At 46.9% G+C, this 18513-nt stretch carries 18 protein-coding genes; 3 read left to right on the top strand and 15 right to left on the bottom strand.

Translation table 11 applies throughout. From position 1 onward, the window contains the following. Positions 1–71 precede the first annotated feature (71 nt). The 7 genes from KAI37_RS11210 to KAI37_RS11180 all read right to left on the bottom strand — a co-directional run bounded on the left by KAI37_RS11210 (position 72) and on the right by KAI37_RS11180 (position 6902). Entirely contained in the window at positions 72–1070 is a 999-nt protein-coding gene (locus tag KAI37_RS11210; protein WP_104495523.1) for a metal ABC transporter substrate-binding protein, read from the bottom strand. A 52-nt stretch (positions 1071–1122) separates the two neighbouring features. Beyond that, on the bottom strand, positions 1123–1971 hold the full coding sequence (locus KAI37_RS11205; protein ID WP_023988405.1) for a metal ABC transporter permease: 849 nt from the start codon (positions 1969–1971) through the stop codon (positions 1123–1125). Next, entirely contained in the window at positions 1917–2624 is a 708-nt protein-coding gene (locus tag KAI37_RS11200; protein ID WP_025724201.1) for a metal ABC transporter ATP-binding protein, read from the bottom strand. Before KAI37_RS11200 ends, KAI37_RS11205 begins: the two co-directional genes overlap by 55 nt. A gap of 217 nt (positions 2625–2841) precedes the next feature. After that, on the bottom strand, positions 2842–3864 hold the full coding sequence (locus tag KAI37_RS11195) for an ABC transporter substrate-binding protein (protein WP_220031270.1): 1023 nt from the start codon (positions 3862–3864) through the stop codon (positions 2842–2844). A 64-nt stretch (positions 3865–3928) separates the two neighbouring features. Then, positions 3929–4717 (bottom strand): ABC transporter ATP-binding protein, encoded by a 789-nt coding sequence (locus KAI37_RS11190; RefSeq protein ID WP_104495521.1) that lies wholly within the window; start codon positions 4715–4717, stop codon positions 3929–3931. Beyond that, complete coding sequence (locus KAI37_RS11185) at positions 4714–5838, bottom strand: FecCD family ABC transporter permease (RefSeq protein WP_220031269.1); 1125 nt, start codon at positions 5836–5838, stop codon at positions 4714–4716. The genes KAI37_RS11190 and KAI37_RS11185 overlap by 4 nt, the downstream gene beginning before the upstream one ends. Beyond that, positions 5835–6902, bottom strand: coding sequence for a CobW family GTP-binding protein (locus KAI37_RS11180; RefSeq protein ID WP_220031268.1), 1068 nt, complete (start codon positions 6900–6902; stop codon positions 5835–5837). Before KAI37_RS11180 ends, KAI37_RS11185 begins: the two co-directional genes overlap by 4 nt. A 234-nt stretch (positions 6903–7136) precedes the next feature. On the opposite strand from KAI37_RS11180, the gene KAI37_RS11175 reads away from it, so the two are divergent. Genes KAI37_RS11175 through KAI37_RS11165 form a run of 3 tightly spaced genes read left to right on the top strand, consistent with a single transcriptional unit; the run spans position 7137 to position 10246 of the window. Continuing rightward, positions 7137–8138, top strand: coding sequence for a permease (locus tag KAI37_RS11175; RefSeq protein WP_071640758.1), 1002 nt, complete (start codon positions 7137–7139; stop codon positions 8136–8138). 8 nt (positions 8139–8146) lie between these two features. Next, on the top strand, positions 8147–9124 hold the full coding sequence (locus KAI37_RS11170) for a TIGR03943 family putative permease subunit (protein ID WP_220031267.1): 978 nt from the start codon (positions 8147–8149) through the stop codon (positions 9122–9124). An 18-nt stretch (positions 9125–9142) separates the two neighbouring features. Continuing rightward, on the top strand, positions 9143–10246 hold the full coding sequence (locus KAI37_RS11165; protein WP_220031266.1) for a CobW family GTP-binding protein: 1104 nt from the start codon (positions 9143–9145) through the stop codon (positions 10244–10246). Positions 10247–10357: 111 nt separating this feature from the next. Here the strand turns inward: KAI37_RS11165 and KAI37_RS11160 are convergent, their stop codons facing one another. The 8 genes from KAI37_RS11160 to KAI37_RS11125 form a co-directional block, all read right to left on the bottom strand. Further along, on the bottom strand, positions 10358–10603 hold the full coding sequence (locus KAI37_RS11160) for a type B 50S ribosomal protein L31 (RefSeq protein ID WP_013310118.1): 246 nt from the start codon (positions 10601–10603) through the stop codon (positions 10358–10360). A 17-nt stretch (positions 10604–10620) separates the two neighbouring features. Beyond that, positions 10621–10908 (bottom strand): hypothetical protein, encoded by a 288-nt coding sequence (locus KAI37_RS26345; RefSeq protein WP_258383068.1) that lies wholly within the window; start codon positions 10906–10908, stop codon positions 10621–10623. Positions 10909–11186: 278 nt separating this feature from the next. Continuing rightward, entirely contained in the window at positions 11187–11336 is a 150-nt protein-coding gene (gene rpmG / locus KAI37_RS11150) for a 50S ribosomal protein L33 (protein WP_007430271.1), read from the bottom strand. A gap of 68 nt (positions 11337–11404) precedes the next feature. After that, complete coding sequence (locus KAI37_RS11145; RefSeq protein WP_220031265.1) at positions 11405–11974, bottom strand: hypothetical protein; 570 nt, start codon at positions 11972–11974, stop codon at positions 11405–11407. Between the two features lie 80 nt (positions 11975–12054). Continuing rightward, positions 12055–13437 (bottom strand): MFS transporter, encoded by a 1383-nt coding sequence (locus KAI37_RS11140; protein ID WP_049827761.1) that lies wholly within the window; start codon positions 13435–13437, stop codon positions 12055–12057. Positions 13438–13530: 93 nt separating this feature from the next. Further along, positions 13531–13998, bottom strand: a complete 468-nt coding sequence (locus KAI37_RS11135) for a MarR family winged helix-turn-helix transcriptional regulator (RefSeq protein WP_013310113.1) — start codon at positions 13996–13998, stop codon at positions 13531–13533. A 228-nt stretch (positions 13999–14226) separates the two neighbouring features. Then, entirely contained in the window at positions 14227–17235 is a 3009-nt protein-coding gene (locus KAI37_RS11130) for a GAP1-N2 domain-containing protein (RefSeq protein WP_220031264.1), read from the bottom strand. Beyond that, complete coding sequence (locus KAI37_RS11125) at positions 17232–18497, bottom strand: TRAFAC clade GTPase domain-containing protein (protein ID WP_071640747.1); 1266 nt, start codon at positions 18495–18497, stop codon at positions 17232–17234. Before KAI37_RS11125 ends, KAI37_RS11130 begins: the two co-directional genes overlap by 4 nt. Positions 18498–18513 lie beyond the last annotated feature (16 nt).

The following is an 18513-nucleotide window of genomic DNA, read 5'->3' as shown; positions in this document are numbered from 1 at the left end:
AGCTAGTTATAAAAAAACTGACGTCGGTATCATCCCGACGTCAGTTTATAAACTTATTCGTTTAGCATTTCTTATTCATTTAGAGCTTTTTTCAAAGCCTCCAGATTGTTTTTCATCACACCAAGGTAATCCAGGTTCTTCTGTTTGTCTTCATCCGTCAATCCTTCGAGCGGATTCAGTACATCGGTTTTTGAACCGATTTCAGTAGCTACGGTCTCAGCGACCTTGGGATCAACAAGAGTTTCGAAGAAAATCGTTTTTACATTATTTTCTTTAGCAAATTTGATAATACCCGCCAGCTTGTCCGGTGTAGGCTCTTGTTCCGGAGATAATCCGGCAATGGGTACTTGGGTCAGACCATATTGCTTAGCCAAATAACCAAAAGCAGCATGCTGTGTAATAAAGTCTTTACGTTTTACATCTTTCAGACCTGTTTTGAACTCGTTATCCAGCTCTTTCAGCTTGGCGATATAAGCATCAGCGTTTTTCTCATAATCAGCTTTGTTTGCAGGATCGGCTGCCACAAGCCCTGCTTCAATGGACTCCACTTCTTTTTGGGCCAAGACTGGATTAAGCCATACATGAGGGTCCAGCACATGATCGTGATCATGGCCTTCCTCTGCGTGTGCTTCTTCTCCTTCTTCCTCCTCAGCAGTGCCTTCCATCAGGTTCAACCCTTTGCTCGCTTCAACTACAACACGCTTATCGTTGGACGCGCTACTCAAAGCCTGTTCTGCCCAGCCTTCGACGATACCGTTATAAACAAATACGTCAGCATCCTTAACCTGTGCCATATCTTTGGCGCTTGGTTCCCAGTCATGCGGCTCAGCACCAGCAGGAATCAACGCGGTTACGTTAGCATGGTCTCCAGCAACTTGCTTCGTGAATTCATACATTGGATAAAAAGTGGTGACTACATTCAGCTTCTTACCACTGTCTGCTGTTTGTGCCGCATTCGGCTCGGTTTGGGAAGCATTTGTAGCTGCATTATCCGATTTGGCTCCGCAGCCAGACAAAATAAGTGCTAGTCCCGCAGACAATACAAATGATTTTTTAAACCATGTATTCATATTCATTACTCCTTTATGTGTTAGTTTTTAGTCACTCTCACTGTAATTACACTCACTGGCCTGTCGCATTCTTCCGTCGGGAAGCCTGTTGCTTGCCCAGCTTACGGACCAGCTTTTGAATACCAGCTCCTACGATCAGGAATAATAACAGCACCATGGCAATTGTCCCCCCTGGGGGTGTACTGAGTTCATACGATGCCGTTAAACCCATAAATACGCCGATCAATGCAGTGACCATAGATATCCAGATGGCTGCCGCGAAGCTCGGTGCAATTCGAATCGCCAGCGCCGCAGGGAGCACGATGAGTGAGGAGACAAGCAGCACACCGACAATCGGCATTGCAGCAGCTACAATCATCCCTGTTAAAATACTAAATGCAAATGAGATGGACTTGACAGGAAGTCCATTAGTCTTCGCCGTTTCTTCATCAAAGGTAATCTGATACAATGGACGCCGGAATACAAAAAAGAAAATACCTCCGATCACAGCCACTACAATCATCAACATCAGCTCTGTCTGATTGACCGCTACTACCGAACCGAACAAATAAGCGGAAAACCCTTTGTTGATGCTCTGATTCAGATTCATTAAAATAACGGCCGTCGAGAGGCCACCTACCATAATAATAGCCACAGATATCTCACTATATGTTTTATAAGACCTGCGGACGTATTCAACGATAATCGCGCCGATTACGGCAACAATAAATCCGGTTATCGTCGGGTTAATGCCTAAATAGGCACCCGCTGCCACCCCTGCCAGCGATACATGCGATAGCATGTCCGCCATGAGAGCCTGACGCCGTAGCATCAGGTATACTCCAAGCACCGAGGCCAGCAGTGCAATTACCCCACCGGCACAAAATGCCCGCTGCATGAAGTCGTAGTGCAGCATTTCCATCCGCCATCTTCCTTCCTCTCAAGCTCAATAATTCGATCCAGATAATGTTGCACTTCCGATAGTCCATGGGTCACCATGACCACAGTTCTTCCATATTCCTTAACCTGCTGATTCATCAGATCGTAGAAATGATGGCGGCTTTCCTGATCCATTCCGGTCGTAGGCTCATCCAAAATGAGCAAATCCGATTCCTGAGCGAGTGCTCTTGCTACACAAATACGCTGCTTCTGTCCACCCGACAATTCTCCGATTTTACGGTGACGCAAATCCCACATGCCTACTTGACGCAGCGCCTGCTCAGTCAGATCATGATCCTCAGACCGCATACGGCGTAACCAAGAGCCATGAGTATATCTTCCTGAACGGACAAATTCCAAAATCGTACTTGGAAATCCGCCATTGAAGGCAGCAATTTGCTGGGATACAAATCCGACAACAAGCTTTTTGCCTTCACCTGTACGGTTAGACATGAACACCTTGCCCTTCCAAGGCTGAAGCAAGCCGAGCAACAGTTTGAGCATGGTTGATTTGGAAGCACCATTCGGTCCGGTAATGGCTACAAATTCTCCTGAAAAAATTTCAACATTGGCATCCACCAAGTTAGGAACGTCTCCGTAGCCAAATGTGACCTGTTCCAATGAGGCCAATAACATGACGCAAATCTCCTTTTCCTTTAAAAAGCCTGGAGCCATCTGAGCGATCATCATTTGCGCAGATTCTCCAGGTCGTTTATGATCATTAAACCATCTACCGTAATTATTACGATTTGGTAATAAAAAAATAAGCGTTTGATAAACGTAACCTTTACGCATTAGCAAGTTTAACAGTTTAGGCAAGGTTCGTCAATGTTTTGGCAACTCTTTTGTTTGTTTACTTCACCTTGTTCGGGTACAAGCCTGCAGCCAAGGTTTTCAATGCGATCGGAGCGCGCACGCCTTCAGCCGCTGCGGATAATGGCAGTACTATAAACCGTTTGTTTTTGATCGCTTCCACACCAGCCAGCGCAGGCTTGCTCAGGAGCAGCTTCTCTTTATCCGCCAGCGAAGTATCTCCATAGTCGAGAATGACAATGACGTCAGGATTACGGTTCACAACCTCTTCCCAGCTTACCTCGGTAAAACTTTTGTCGATATCATCAAAAATATTTTTCGCCTTCACACTTTCAATCAAAGACGTTAGGTAATTGTTGGCAGCCGTAAAGGGCTTGTCTTCTCCGCTGTCATAGACAAACACCTTGGGTGCCTGTTCAACAACACCAATTTGAGTCTGAATGGACTGTACTTGTTCACGAATGTCATTTACCAGCTTTTCTGCACGCTCCTCAACCCTGAAAATACGCCCAATATTTAGTATATCCTGATACACATCTTCTAACGTGGGACCCGGTTTATTGGAGGACTCCTGTACATAGGTCAGCACCCCTTGTTTGGCTAGCTCCTCACGGGAACCCAGATTTTTATCATTAAAGGCACTCTTCCAGCCCGCATAGGCAAAATCCGGTGCAGCGGCCATAAACACCTCTTTGGATGGATATTGTCCGGCCAGTACCAGGATTTTGTCATATTGAGCCTTATATTTTGGCAAAATCTGATCATCCAAATACGCAGTTCCTACCATAGAGGATTCCAGTCCAAGAGCCAGCATAACCTCAGTTGCATGCTGGTTCAATGTAACTGCGCGTTTGGGCGCCTCGGGAAATACCATTTTAACGCCCATGTTCTCAAGCTCTACCGACGTCTTATTGGTTGCCGATTGCAATGCGGCAGGTTGCTGCCCGTTTGCCAATGGATCGCTTGTTTGAGCTGTGTTTCCTGCTGCGCAGGCTGATAACAACAGCATCATCGCCAAAGCGAGCATAACCAGCGGTAACGCGGGCTTGCTATATTTTTTCATATGTACCGTCTCCTCTTTTATTTGTAGTATATCTTTCCTCATCGTATCACCTTTTCTGTTGACGTTATGGATAGCCTCCTCTCCTGAGAGAATCCGGTAAAAAGGTAATATTCGGCTTCCCGGTTTTTGGATGAATGCAGATTTCTGTCTCCACACCGAATACACTCCACAGCAGGTCTGGCTGAAGCACATCCTCCGTTATGCCAGAGGCTACCACTTTGCCTTCTTTTAATACATACATTCGATCACAATAAAATGCCGCCAAATTCAAATCATGTAGTGCAGCTAGCGTAGTTATCCGAAGTGTTTTGACCAAATCCAAAATTTGCAGCTGATACCTGATATCCAGATGATTCGTCGGCTCATCCAAAACAAGGAATTTCGCCTGCCCGGCCAAAGCTCTGGCGATCAATACCCGTTGCTTTTCGCCGCCGGACAAGGTGGCAAAGCCCTGATCCGCCTGAGCATTCATGCCTACTCGCTCCAGCGCCTGCTCGACCAGTTCATGATCGACGACAGTATCTGCTTCCAGCAGTTTCTTATGCGGATGGCGCCCCATCAGCACGATGTCCCGTACTGAAAAATCAAACGTTTGCGGCGCATCCTGACTCACCACTGCCATTTGTCGGGCCGTCTCTTTATACTTCATCCGCAGCATATCCTGGCCATCCAACGTAACCACACCACTGTCAGGCTTTAGCACACGATACATATTTTTGAGCAACGTCGATTTCCCGCTGCCATTCGGACCAATCAATCCGACCAGCTCCCCTGCTTTTACCTGGAGACAGATGCCGTCGATCAGCCGTTTGTCGTGAATACTGAAGGTCACGCATTCGACTTCTATATTCATTTTTCGCCTCCAAACGAGTAGGAACTACGACGCAGCAGCCACACAAAAAAGGGTCCTCCGCACACAGCTGTTACAATACCAATCGGCAGCTCCTGTGGAGCCAGCACGAGCCGGGCACATACATCAGCCCACACGACAAAGATAGCTCCCGCCAACAGACTGACGGGCAGTACACGCCGATGATCTGATCCCACTATCAGCCTAACGATGTGCGGAATCATAAGTCCGACAAAGCCAATCGAGCCACTAACTGATACGACTGTCCCGGTTAAAAGAGACGCCACAACAACCAGTAATACGCGGAACGCCTGTACGTTCACACCTAGCGTTACTGCGGTTTCTTCACCCGTTAGCAAAGCATTCAGCGAACGGTATCGGGTCAGGAGGACTACCGTTCCAACGGCTACAATGAGGCTTGGAATGAAAAGAGTGTCCCATTGAGCACCTGCCAAACTCCCCATCATCCAATACATCGCGTCACGAATGCCTTTTTCATTCGGGGCCATCGTAACAATAAAGCTAGTCACAGCCGACAGCATCATGGACACCGCCACCCCTGCCAGCAATAAGCGGGTCGTCGATATGCTCCCAGCCACACGAGCTAACGCGAACACCATAAGCATTGCAGCTAACGAGCCTATAAAAGCAGATAAAGGCAGCGCAAGTCGTCCTAAAAAACCAAAAGCTCCGAACACAATTACCAGCGTGGCTGTCACCGAAGCCCCAGACGAGACTCCTAAAATATAGGGGTCCGCTAACGAATTACGAATTAATGCCTGTATAGTCGCCCCTGTAACAGCAAGTCCTGCTCCTACGACAACCCCTAGCAGCACGCGTGGAAAGCGGATTTCCCAAACGATATATTGCTCAGGCTTGGTCCATGTCACGGGTATCCACTGGTCCAGCCAGGGAAGATGGGACAGTGCAATTCGCCATATCGTCCCCGGTGCGACAGCTACAGGACCGAGCATGACCGCGAGTGTGACCGAAAGCAACAGCCCAGCAGTCAGCAGCAGAATTGTTGTAAATCCCCAAGTAGGCTTGCCCGCCAGGTGTGCGCGAGAATTATGTTGTGATGGATTGGGTCTTGATGGATTAAGGTTGCTCGTTCTCGAAGTCATGAACTACTCAATGGCTTTTCGGCCGCTTCCAGCTTTCTCAATTGTTCCTCGATCTCGGAAGCAGAGAAATTCTCACCCATGACAACCGCTACATCGTTCACTGGCTTTTGCGGGCGGATCGGAATGATTTCCAGCTCCCGATAGGCAAATTGAAACATCATCTGGCCCTCTGATTCCAGAAACCGCACAATTCCTTTGGCCCGGTAAATTTCAACTGGCAAACTGCGGAACAACTGTTCAAACTCGGATCGTGGCACAGGTTGTCCAAAGAAATGCGTGTGAACAACTACATGGTCGTAGGAATGATAATGCTCCCCATGGGCGTGATCATGGTGATCATGAGACTGATGGTCTGAATGGTTATCATGATCATACGTGTGCAGATGATTTTCCGAATGAGGATGTTTACTCTCAATATCAACTGCGGATTCCTTATGCCTCGAAACATCCATGCGCTCCTCTCCTTGAGTGGAGAAAAAAATACCCGCGTCCACGTCACTTCGTTGCGTGCTCACAGTCAGAGCATATGGATTTAACTCTTTTACGAGGGCCTGTACCTTCTCCAACTCGCCCGCAGTCAATAAATCGGTCTTGTTAATAATCAGTTTGGAAGCGCACCGAAGCTGATCCTGCATCAAACGAAGCGACTTACTTCTCTCGTTCCCCAAGGCAAAATCCAGAAATTGACGGGCGTCTATGACCGTGATAACGGATTGTAAAATCATAGAAGAATAAATGGAGGCGTCTGTCACTGCATCTACAATCTCCATCGGGTTAGCCACTCCGGTACATTCTACAATAATCACGTCCGGCTTATATTCCTCAGCAAGATTCATGAGCTCGACGCCCAAATCCCCGCGAATGGTACAGCATATACAACCGCTGAGCATTTCCTTCATGGGTGCTTGGCCATTCACCAAACTGCCGTCCAGATTAACATCACCCAACTCATTCATCAAAATGGCTGGCTTGAAGCCCTTCTCCTTGTAGTAAGCCAGCGCATGCTGAAGAAGAGTGGTTTTACCGCTACCCAAAAAACCGGATAAAACAACAATCGGTATCATATAACCCCTCCTTGTCTTTGCAACATTTAATATGGATCGTACCGTAAAAATTTCCTTCTTGCAATCCTTTATCAGAAATTAATCGTAATAATTACTAATAATAAACATGAATTTATACGACCACTCTTTGAATTGTCAATATAGGAGGTGATACAAGCATAATCCAGCGAGCATGATTGTCCCCTTACAGACATAGGCTGTAGATAAGAACCCTTATTCCCAAGGAGACGTGGAATGAAAAACAGTACGCTGTTGAAGATGCTGCCTTTTATGATTCCGTTTGCCTTTCTCATCCCTGTGCTTGTCACGCTATCTCCCCAGTGGCTTCGTTTGTTAGATATGGGGCAGCTGCAACCGTTAAAAACGGTATTTATGGGTATTTTTCTGGAAGCTGTTCCGTTTCTCCTTATCGGTGTGCTCGTCTCATCCCTTTTGCAGTGGCTTGTACCGGAGACATGGATTCGCAAAATAGCGCCTGCGCATCCTGTACCGGGTGTCCTACTGGCCTCCTTACTAGGTATGCTGTTTCCCATCTGTGAATGCGGCATGATCCCTGTCGTTCGCCAATTAATGCTCAAGGGAATGCCTGCCTATATGGGTATCACTTTTATTTTAAGCGGACCCATTATCAATCCTGTGGTACTGGCTGCGACGATGATGGCTTTCCCTTCCCATCCAGAGGTCACTGCCGTTCGAATGGGTTTGGCTTTTGCCGTCTCCGCGATCATCGGGCTGATCGTGTATGCCTTTGTGCGAGTGCATCCGCTCAAACGGTCGTTGCTCTCTTTTAACCAGCAAAAGCAGAACAATCAGACTCATCGGCATACTCGCACATGGCGGGGCTTTTTTGTACATGCTGGTGACGAGTTTTTGGACATGAGTAAATATCTCATTATCGGCGCATTATTAACAGCCTGCATTCAAACCTTCATCCCACGTGATGAAATGCTTTCGTTAAGCAACGGAACGGTCGAATCGTACGCCTTTATGATGGGTTTTGCCTACATACTGTCGTTGTGTTCCACCTCTGATGCCTTTGTAGCCACTGCTTTTTCACATACCTTTACACTGGGTCCGCTGGCAGCCTTTCTTGTACTCGGTCCGATGCTAGACTTCAAAGGCACGCTCATGCTGCTAAGCACCTTCCGCACCAAATTTGTCGCCATCCTGGGCTTGCTTATTGTTTCACTCGTCCTAGTGGGTTCTATAGCTGCTGAATGGTTATTGGGGAGGTGAATACAAACGTGAATTCAACCTTTAGCATCCGCTGGCAATACGGCATGCGCTCCTTGCTCCTGATCGGATTGGCTGTGTACATTATCTTATTAAACCGTACGAATGCACTTCATTACTACTTAGCTCCCCATATGCAAAAGCTGCTCCTACTCTGTCCTGTACCACTCTTGTTCATCGCATTGGCGATGGCATGGCACGGAATCGTTGGGGAGCGGGACGGTGAGGACGTATGCGATTGTGAGCATCCGTTGCCGCAAAGCTGGTTCAAAAAAACACTCGTATATGGAATGCTGCTCATCCCGCTCCTGTTCGGTTCTCTGCTGCCCAATCAGGCACTTGGTAGTGATATGGCCGTCAAAAAAGGCATGTCCTTCACGTACCCCAACCCGGATATCCGACGAAAAACAGATACACAGACCACGAAAGCATCCACCACCTCCCTTTTATCAACTGCATCTTCTGACCCAACTTCGTACCCTCCAGAGGGAAAATGGAGTCAGGAAACGCTGGATAAGCTGTTCGTTCCGCCTGATAAGTACAATGTAGAATTCGCCGAACTGGCAAAACGCCTGTATCAGCAACCTATCATACAGATCAAGCCGGAGATTTTTTCCGAAACTATTGGAGCCATTGAATTATATAAACAAGCTTTTGAAGGAAAAAAAGTACAGGTGACCGGCTTTGTCTATAAAGACGACAACCTGCCAGGTAAAGGCCTATTTGCAGTAGGTAGATTCCTCGTCATGTGTTGTACTGCCGATGCCATGCCCTTCGGGATCATCGTTCAATCCCAGAAAGCCCCGTCCTTTGACAAGGATACCTGGGTGACCATTGAAGGAACACTGCATGCCACACAAAAGGGCAACGCTCCCGTACTTGAAATTCGATCCGAAAAAATAACCGCTGTCGAGCAGCCAGAATCCCCTTATGTCTATACCCAAGCAGACTCGGTAGCTACCTTTGATCGCTTGAACACAGTACACTAAACCCACCAAGGAGGAAAAATGATGAACAAAGTTCCTGTTATTTTAATCAGTGGTTTTCTTGGAAGCGGCAAAACAACACTGCTTTTGCGCCTGTTAGCCCATACCCGCCAAATTCCCCTTCGTGCTGCTGTTTTAATGAACGAAATGGGTGAATATGATGTAGACAGCGCTATAATTTCAGAGGAAATGCCTGACGTAACAGTAGAAGGATTGCTAGAAGGCTGCATTTGTTGCAGCAAAAGAAATGAACTGGCAGGGGCTCTGCATACCCTGCTCAGCCAGGAGCCAGATCTGATCTTCATGGAAACCACCGGGGTAGCCAACCCCGAGCAAGTACTTGAGGAGCTTCGCTCCCCCCTACTGGCAGATCGGCTTTATCTGGTTCACAGCATCAGTGTTGTGGATGCTGAGCTGTTCCATGAATACAATAGCCGCTTTACGGCTGATAAAGAACTGGTTCGCACCCTGCACGGACAGCTGCGCACCGCAGACTTCATTGTGGTGAACAAGACGGATGCAGCAAGCAGCCGTGAAGTGACGAAGGTCGTCAAGAGCATCCGCAAACTCAACGATACGGCCAAGCTGCAAACTACTGAATATAGCCGGGTTGACCTTGAACCACTACTAGAGCCTGTTCTGGCCTCCGCATCCGTTGCCGCGAAACCTGCACAAACACCTCAACCAGCACCTGCACAGGTCCAGCTCACTGATGCAGATGCACCGTTCGTCCCCATTCCCGTCAAAAGTATCGGACGACCCAGTAGTGTCTCCAGAAGTACGGCTTTCAAAGTCATTTCGGCACACAGTCATGACCACGATCCTAAGCAGCCTCATTCGTTCTCCCGTCTGGAGAGCTTAACGCTGCATCAATATTCTCCTCAGCCACTCCAAAAACAACGATTAGAAAACTTTCTAACCGGGTTAGGTTCCTCGCTGCTTCGAGCGAAAGGTTATTGCGTACTTCCTCAGGAAGGTACAATGCTTTTGCAATTTTCAGGAAATCACTTGGAGTGGCAGCCTACTGCACTTCCCGTGAGTCAGGGATATGTCACACTAATTGGGGAGCAGCTCGACAAAGCATCCATTACCGACCAATGGGAACAGTGCTTCATTTCGCTATAAATGACAGGTCTAGATTAAGACAAAAAAACCTCCTGCAAATGCAGGAGGTTTTTTAAAAAGCGATGTTCACGGATTATTAGCATAATCCATAAAAATAACGCTCGACTGTTCTTATTTAAGGTTATATTTTTTGTTAAAGCGATCCACACGGCCACCGATATCCACGTTTCTTTGTTTACCAGTGAAGAACGGGTGGGAAGCGGAGCTAGTATCTACACGGATAACTGGGTATGTGTTGCCATCTTCCCATTCCATCGTTTCTTGCGAATATTTAGTGGAAGCACTCAGGAAAGTAAATCCACAGCTAGGGTCCAAAAAGATAACTTTGTTCAATGTTGGATGAATATCTTTTTTCATTAGTTTCACCTAATCTTTCATATAGTTTTAGTTTCAAACTCAAACGTACTGGCGCAATACTCCATCAGTTGGCAAAAGGAACGGTTATGTCCCAGAAAAAAAGACGACAGATCATAACGGTTGCGCTCAAGCTCGTAAACGACAAGCAAACGATGCCGCATATATCGCATCGCCCATTGCACGAACGCTCCGGATCTTTCGTCAGCCTTCATCGTTATATAAGCATATAGTGAATGGTCCTCCGGCTCGTCCCAAATGCTGACACCAGCACAGGAGAACTCGGCAGCCACGTGCTTTCGATTCAAAAGGCAAAGCGTGCCATATAGCTCGGCATCTATCATACGGCCTTAAAAAAAAGCCGTTTTCTTAGGTGCAAGCTTTAACTTTGGACGCTCTGTCCACTGGACTAATTCAAGTTTTCGCCGGTTCCATAACGCAGGCTTTTGCAAACTTAACACGATTTCTTCATCGTTAACTGGAGAGATCATGCCACAGCTCCTTTCATGAAGCCCTATATTCATTAGAACTACAGGCTCCGTTCAGGATGCAGGATCATTCAGGTTGCTATATAGCAAGCCTCAAATTATCTAGTTTCACGATGGATCGTGTACTTTTTCAGACGCGGAGAGTATTTTTTCATTTCAAGACGCTCCGGATGATTTCTTTTGTTCTTGGTTGTTGTATAGTTGCGATCACCGGATTCGGTGCATGCCAAGGTAACAATTACGCGCATTTCTCTTCCTCCTTAATTGGAATACATGGTATACAATTACAATAGTAATTTTTACGATTAGTTCTATTCTATAATTCATGCTCCGCTTTGTCAACCTTAGAGTGACGGTTTGTCGCTTCTTCTACCGTGTTCCAGCGATTACGGTACTGTGCAAGCTTCGGATGAAGTTCCTGGGGTTCGCTCGAAAGCAGCAATCTGACATTTCTAATCCATTCTCCAAACGATGCATAGGAAGCGCACAAATTTGCAGTTTCAGGACTCATGTACAAAAAAAGTGGGGTCGTATACTTTTCCGCCAAAAAACGGATGGCTGCTTCAATCGGCGTATACTTTTTACGCTTACCTTCCCAACTCTCAATCACAACAGCACTCAAAGCCTGCTCCCGCTGCCACTCTCCCAGCTCGTCCACCCGCTTGTAATACGAACGTACCGGCTGCTTCCACATTCTTCTGACGGTTTCTTCATGTAGCGGATACAGCACCAGCTTTGTAAAAGATAATGCAGCCCCCGTTTCGGCAAAAAGCTCCAGCTCTCTGGCTGTGATCTGCTCAAACGTATCATAGTAGACCATGGTCCCTTTATGCGTCTCGCTCGGAGGCTCATAACCATAGGGCACATATTGAAGGTTTCTTGTCATGCCGGACACTCCGTCCTTCCATAGATGAACTTTTCCTTCTATATTATACCCTTGTTTTGGCATGAGTTTACATCAAATGTTTATCCTTGTTCAACAGCAGGCGTATTACGGCGTGAACCCCTTCGGAATTGCAACGCATAAAGTCCCATCGTCACAAGCGCAATCAGTGCAAGCACCGTAAATATATTGCTAAAATTGAACACCTGCACATTAGATACGACAGGATTCAAATGAAAGGACGACGAACTATCCAGCGTTTTGCCCAAAATACTTGTCGTGATCGCGCCGGCAATGAAATTCAGCAGAGATAGCAGCCCCATTCCAACACCAATCTGGTCTTTCGACAAGGTACGAGAAATCGTGTTGGACATGGCAATTTGCATGAAGGTCTGACCTACGTTTCCGAAAATAAGCAAAAATAAAATCAGATACGGAGATGCACCCACAAACGTAGACAAGCTGATAAAACAGATAAACAAAAGCGATACAGCTGTATAGACGAGGAATGAATTTCCTTTACTATCCGCCAAACGCCCCCCTCTTTTACCCAATAGAGCCGACGCAATAGCAGCCGGAAACATAACCAGTCCAATTATTGCCGGCGTAAGCTGATTGAGACTGTTCAGAAACTGCGGTGCCAAGTACGGCAATCCAAAGCTAATCCCCGTCCCTAAAAAAGCGATAAGCAGCCCGTATGAATATTGCTTGTTACGGAACAGCTTCGGCTGGATGAATGGATCATGCGCAGTGTTAATACGCCATATAAACAGTGCAAATAACACCATACCGACCAGAAAAAACATCATATTGGTTTGCGAAATCGAAAGTAATAAGAAGGCTACTGTTCCACCCAGCAATAATCCACCAAGAAAATCGAACTTCTGATCCTCTCCACGCTGATCGTCCAAATATTTACGAAAGAACGGCAATGCGATCAGTGGCAGCATGGAAATGACGAACAAAAAACGCCAGCTTGCAAAACCAGTGATCAAACCGGAAATAATCGGAGCCAGTGCAGTACCTAACGCCAAGCCGATTGCTGTGACGCCCAAAGCACGTCCTCTTTTTTCAGCCGAGAAATAACGGACTGGGACGATCATAGCAGTTGCCGGAATAACAGCAGCCCCTGCAGCCTGAAGCAAACGAGCTACGATGAGCATCCAAAATTGATTGGCCAACAGTCCAATAAGCGAACCCAGTGCAAAAAAGATAATCCCAAACGTCAGCAAATCCTTAAGACGATATTTATCTGCCAATTTGCCGTAGGTCACCGAGCCAACCGCATACACGATCATATAGCCAGTCAGCAGCCAACTTACATCGGAAGCACTAATATGAAACTCCTCCCGAATCACAGGCATAACGACATTAAACATAAAAGCGTTCATCACTGAAAAAACAAGTGTGAAAGCTAACACACGCATAAGCTTATCCGCATTGGGATAAGTTTGTTCATTTATCATTTGGTTTTCTCCCTCTCCTGTCAACCTCTTATCTAAGATCGTATTTCACTGCTTTTGAATATCCCTATCCGGGCAAACTCTCTATATATCCGCTCAAACGCGGGTGTTCGCATAACGGTAATCGTGGAGAATTTTTTTAAGCAGGCCGCGCAGCGTCTCCGATTCTCCGACAGATAACGTTTCACCTACCGAGCTTTTAATTGCCTCAATGGTACGTTCAGCTATCTTGTGAATCTCCAAACCTTCCTCAGTCAAATAGATTTGCTTCATTCGTGCATCTTCCGGGTGACTTTTGCGTACTGCCCAGTTTTTCTTAACGATCCCGTTAACCAGGCTGGTAACGCTTGATTTATCAATAAGCAATAGCTTTTCCAAATCCGTATTGGTGACTCCAGGCGACATCGCCAGTATATAGAGCGTCTGCGATTGTGGGGAGGTGAGCCCCAAAGGGCGCAGTGCTGTTTCAATTTCGCGCCGGACGGTAGTGAAAATCCATTTAATTAAATACATCGTGCTCTCTTCCTCCCAAGGAAGACAAACGGGATACACCTCACTTCCCATCTTACTATGAACCTCCATATCTATCCAATTTTAATAGTTTGAATTCCAACTAATTTTAATCAGCTGCCTACTTGGTGTCAATACTTTCGTAAAATGATGTTTTACTAGATAAGGTGAACTTCAAATTACGAATTTATCCTTTATGGAAATATAGGCATAATAAAAGACGAGTCCTTGAAGGAAACCCGTCTTTTACTTCATTCATCATTCATTCTGTTTTATAGTTGCTTAGTCAGCAGTTTTCACTTGAACTAGCGGATATTCTTCTCCATCAACGGTAACCGTACTAGCATCATTCAGCTCCAGCCGTTGCCATATGGTCAACAGCGTACGATAAGGATACTTTTTCAGATCATACTCCGATGGTGCGTCAGTGTCTGTGTTGGTTCCATTGCCACTACCCTCAGTAGAAATCTCTGCAGTCGAGCCTCCGTCCGTATTGTCTGTCACTGCTCCAGACTGATCGCCGCTTTTTCCGCTGGATGTACCACCACGAGCTGTGGAACCACTGTCCGTGGATTGTCCATCTGCTGTCGTGCTTTTTGTAGTGGGCTTCCCAATGTTTACGTCACTGGATGGATCATTGTTCGCTTTAATGGCTGCTTCCTTGTCGTTCTGTTCAGCAAGCGTAAAATTTTCGTATAAGTGCTCCTGTTGATCCGCCCCGACAATGACGAGCTTCTTCGGCTTAAATTCTGCCCGCTCTGTCGATGTCTGAAACGCAAATAACAGCTTGACCATTTTCGTAGTGGACTTGGTATTAGGCACATGTGTCACTATCGCCGTAGGCTCCTCTTTTACGGGCACTGTAGGCTCTACAGGCTGTTGTACAGGCTTCGGAGCAGCAACAGGCGCAGGCGTGTCACCAGATCCGATCACCCCGGTTGCTTTAAGGCCACCTAGCGTACCTGCAATGACAATCAGCACAATCCCGGAAATAACCCCACCTTTACGGAAACGACGAAGTGTTTTGACCAACGGCGTGTCCGTCTCCCGCTTTGCTGCCAAATAGAAATTTTTAAAAGCAGGCTTTGCAGGTTCAAAATATTGACGCCACAGCGTTTTTTTGTGCAATCCCTCTCGTCCTTCCTTTTGGAAGAATAGAAGTAGCGCACGTCGATACGCAGGTTCGAAACCGCCACGTGGAGTAGCAAACTCGGGGTGTTCCTCTGACCATCGGATAAAACGGTACATCGTATCGTTATCCTTCGCCCATTTGCGGATCGAACTGACTAGGCGAGCGAAGTCTAATATTCCTTCTCCCGGCCCGTCAGAACGATAGAAAGCAGGCAACAGACGGGCAAAATAGCCTTCCGCAAGCTGCTGGGGCAGCCAGCCATAAGCCCAATCCTGTACCTTTTCTACTTCGCCAGGCTCCAGGCCCTCCAGCACCGACGGTTTCGGTTCCTCCGTATTAAACCAATCGTAAGCCGCAATCAATCGCACTGCTTGTCCCTTGAGAGGAGCAGGCAGCTTTCCAACCCACTGCACCAAATCGGGCCGTGTGAAAAATGGAATCTGTACGACCTGGTCGGGTGATATTTCTTTTAGCTCTACTTCGGTAAGTAAATACCGATTCGACGCTTCCTGCAAGCGCTCTGTCAATCCAGATTGCTCCAGGGGGGACAGTTTGCCTACGGCAGAGCTGCTGTCCCATTGACGCAAACGTTGGTGAATGGCAGCCACAGCCTCTACTGGTTTTCTTTCGGCACGCAGTCTGCCCATCAGCGCAGATTCTGCCAAAAGCTGAAAATCGGCATTCGCCGACACTTCGATATACCGACTGCCCCATTCGTGCACAACAGCCAGCAGTCCCTTGGCATCCGGTGTTCTTTTCATCTGACTGTCCATGTAGGGAATGAACAGCATTTTTGTAAGTGCTGGATTACCCAACACTTTCGTAAAATATGCCTTGCCTAATGATGGATTCTCTTCAATCGTATGATAAATATACGTGACTGCTTCCGTATTTCTGGCAGTATAAGCATTGTTTAGCGAACGGATTAAATATTCCACCAACCGATTTTCGCTGCTGCGTGCATGAACTTTATAATAGTCCTTGAAACTATCGACTAGACCTACATCTGGAATATATCCATCCTTCACCCGATCAAATTCATGATCAAAAAACGACAGAAACAGATCATTCAGCCTCATTTTACGTGGCAGCGCATCGGGTGGCGATAAATAATCAGTCAAGCTTCGTAATACAGCGATTCGTTGTTCGTTGTATAATGCCCGCTCTCCCTGCTCAATTCTGTACAACGTAATGAGCTCATGATAGCTGGATGGCGTCAAATCACGCCCGGCCTCCATGCCTGTCAGCATTTGCTCAGCAAATTTGAAGAAATCGTCCGGCGTCTCACCATTCAGCAACGTACGGACAATCCAGTCAAAATACGGCTGTCTCACCTGCTCTGCATCCACATTAAGTATTCGACTATGGTTAGACAGGTCAAATACAAAGTCCTTTTCCACATTCCGATCACCGGGACGCAAACTAAAAGGCTCAACGAACATCAAGTGAATGCCTTTTCTGCTGTTCGGTTCCTGTGCATATGTAAGAAATCCGAGTCTGTTACGAAATGCATAAGGCAGTGCCGCATACAGCACACCCAGTAGCTGCTTGGCTGAAGATCCGACCGCTTCTACAGGAACATTCAGCGCTACATATACCTTTTTGCGACCTGCTGCGGACATCATGACTGCGTATAAAAGCTGTTTGAACACTTCTTCGCTCAGCTGCAATTGAGCCAGCACTGTAGACGGGTCAACAGCCGGAAATACACTTCCACCCGGTAGACGCTCCAATTCCGGCAAATCCGTTCCCTGCTCAATATCATAGGTATCAACAAAGGATGTGTTCAGCCACTGCTTATAGTCAGACGGAGATTCACCATGTCCGGCTGGAATCACATAGTTGTGCGTGAAAAAGGCGCTCCGCAGCCCAGTAAAATCCGCAGCCTTATAAATACTGCGGCCAAGCACTACATCCCCGGACTCCGTCCGTACCAGATGTATAGCTTCCGGATAAACGCTTTCCTGTTTCTCGCCACGCGCTGTCAAAGCAGCAGGCGCATCATATACACATAAGGGATGGAGCACCTTTTTAATAAAAGAAGCATCCAATCCTTTGGAATTAGCCACTGTATCGAAGCCTTCCGTAGAACGGAAAATACCACGCCGTTCCCGTGTGTACATCTGCTGTTGTATTAAATGAGAGGTAGAATAACTCACTGTGATTCTCTCCCCTCAATGTACTTCAACTTGTAAAGCAGCCAAATGAATGGCTCATCCACACGGATCGGACTAACCAACCCTTGTAGCTTTTGCTCCACTGGATTGCTACCCAGCGCGGAAACCGCGAAATAGGCCGTATCCGTAAAATATACATCCATCGTGCCCTTGAACGGCTTATCCACCTTTTCGATGAGGCGTCGAACTTCGCCATCAATGTTCGCGAACTCATCCAAATCCATATATTTGCGATGCTCCATCGGATTAAAAATATTGCTGTTCGTCTTGATGTATGTGCCTTCTTCATCTGCCAATGCAGTAAGCATATCACTTTTGGTCAGGACAACAGCGGTCGGAATATCCGTTTTCCCTTTTTCCTGATAAGCGATAAAATCACCGAACATCGTAAGTACGACATCACGCGGTTCATCATATTGCGAGACCCATTCACCCGGTTTATCGCCAAGGTTAATCTTAATGCGCTCCCGAATTGAGCGGATTTGCAGTGGATCTACCATAAAGAGAATACCTGCAGAATTCTTAATATGCTGTCCATGCAGTCCCAGATAGTCCTGATCTACCATTCCCTCACCGGCGACATCAAAAAATACCAGCGTCAGTGGCGGCTTTTCCTCATCCTTAAATACAAACTGGAAGATAAAAGGCTCCTGCATCTTTTCTTTTTGTGTCGATGTAAGCAGATCGCCTCGTTCAAATAGGGGTTCCTCATACATGGTGCGGAACTTTCGGCTGATCTCTGCATTGAGCGGCATGCAAGCCGCGTCAAAATGATCGGCCGTAACATGCTGCAACGTGTGAATCAGGGAGGTCATATAAACAGATTTCCCTGCCTGCGAAGCTCCAATAATCGAAATGATATTGCTAGGCACCTTACCCGCGGTCACGGGCAGCTCGTTATGACAGTGCGGGCACAGTCGGTGACGCGTTAGCTCGCCATAACGGTCCGTCAGTCCTGTCAGTACATGATCAGAATACAATCGATGTTCCTCAGGGACATCATGGGGATGCAAAATCGCCTCCATATCATGCACACTGTCCAAGCCAAAACGCTCCCGATATTTGTTCAACAGCTCATCTTCACCCAAAGCGTAGTCCTCGTCATCTTCACGGTGATGAGAAGCACGGAATACCACTTCCTCCGGGGAGAATTTACTAAAGCAATAAGGGCACACAATATCATAAAATAACGGCTTTGGCGCTGCCTGTGGCTTTCTTCTGAATAAATTGCTAAGAAAACTCATCGGTCGCGGCCTCCTT

This window comes from Paenibacillus sp. S25 (genome assembly GCF_019454085.1).
Taxonomy (GTDB): Bacteria; Bacillota; Bacilli; order Paenibacillales; family Paenibacillaceae; genus Paenibacillus; species Paenibacillus polymyxa_B.
Note: the sequence above shows the minus strand (reverse complement) of the source record. Positions and strands in the feature narration are given on the sequence as shown.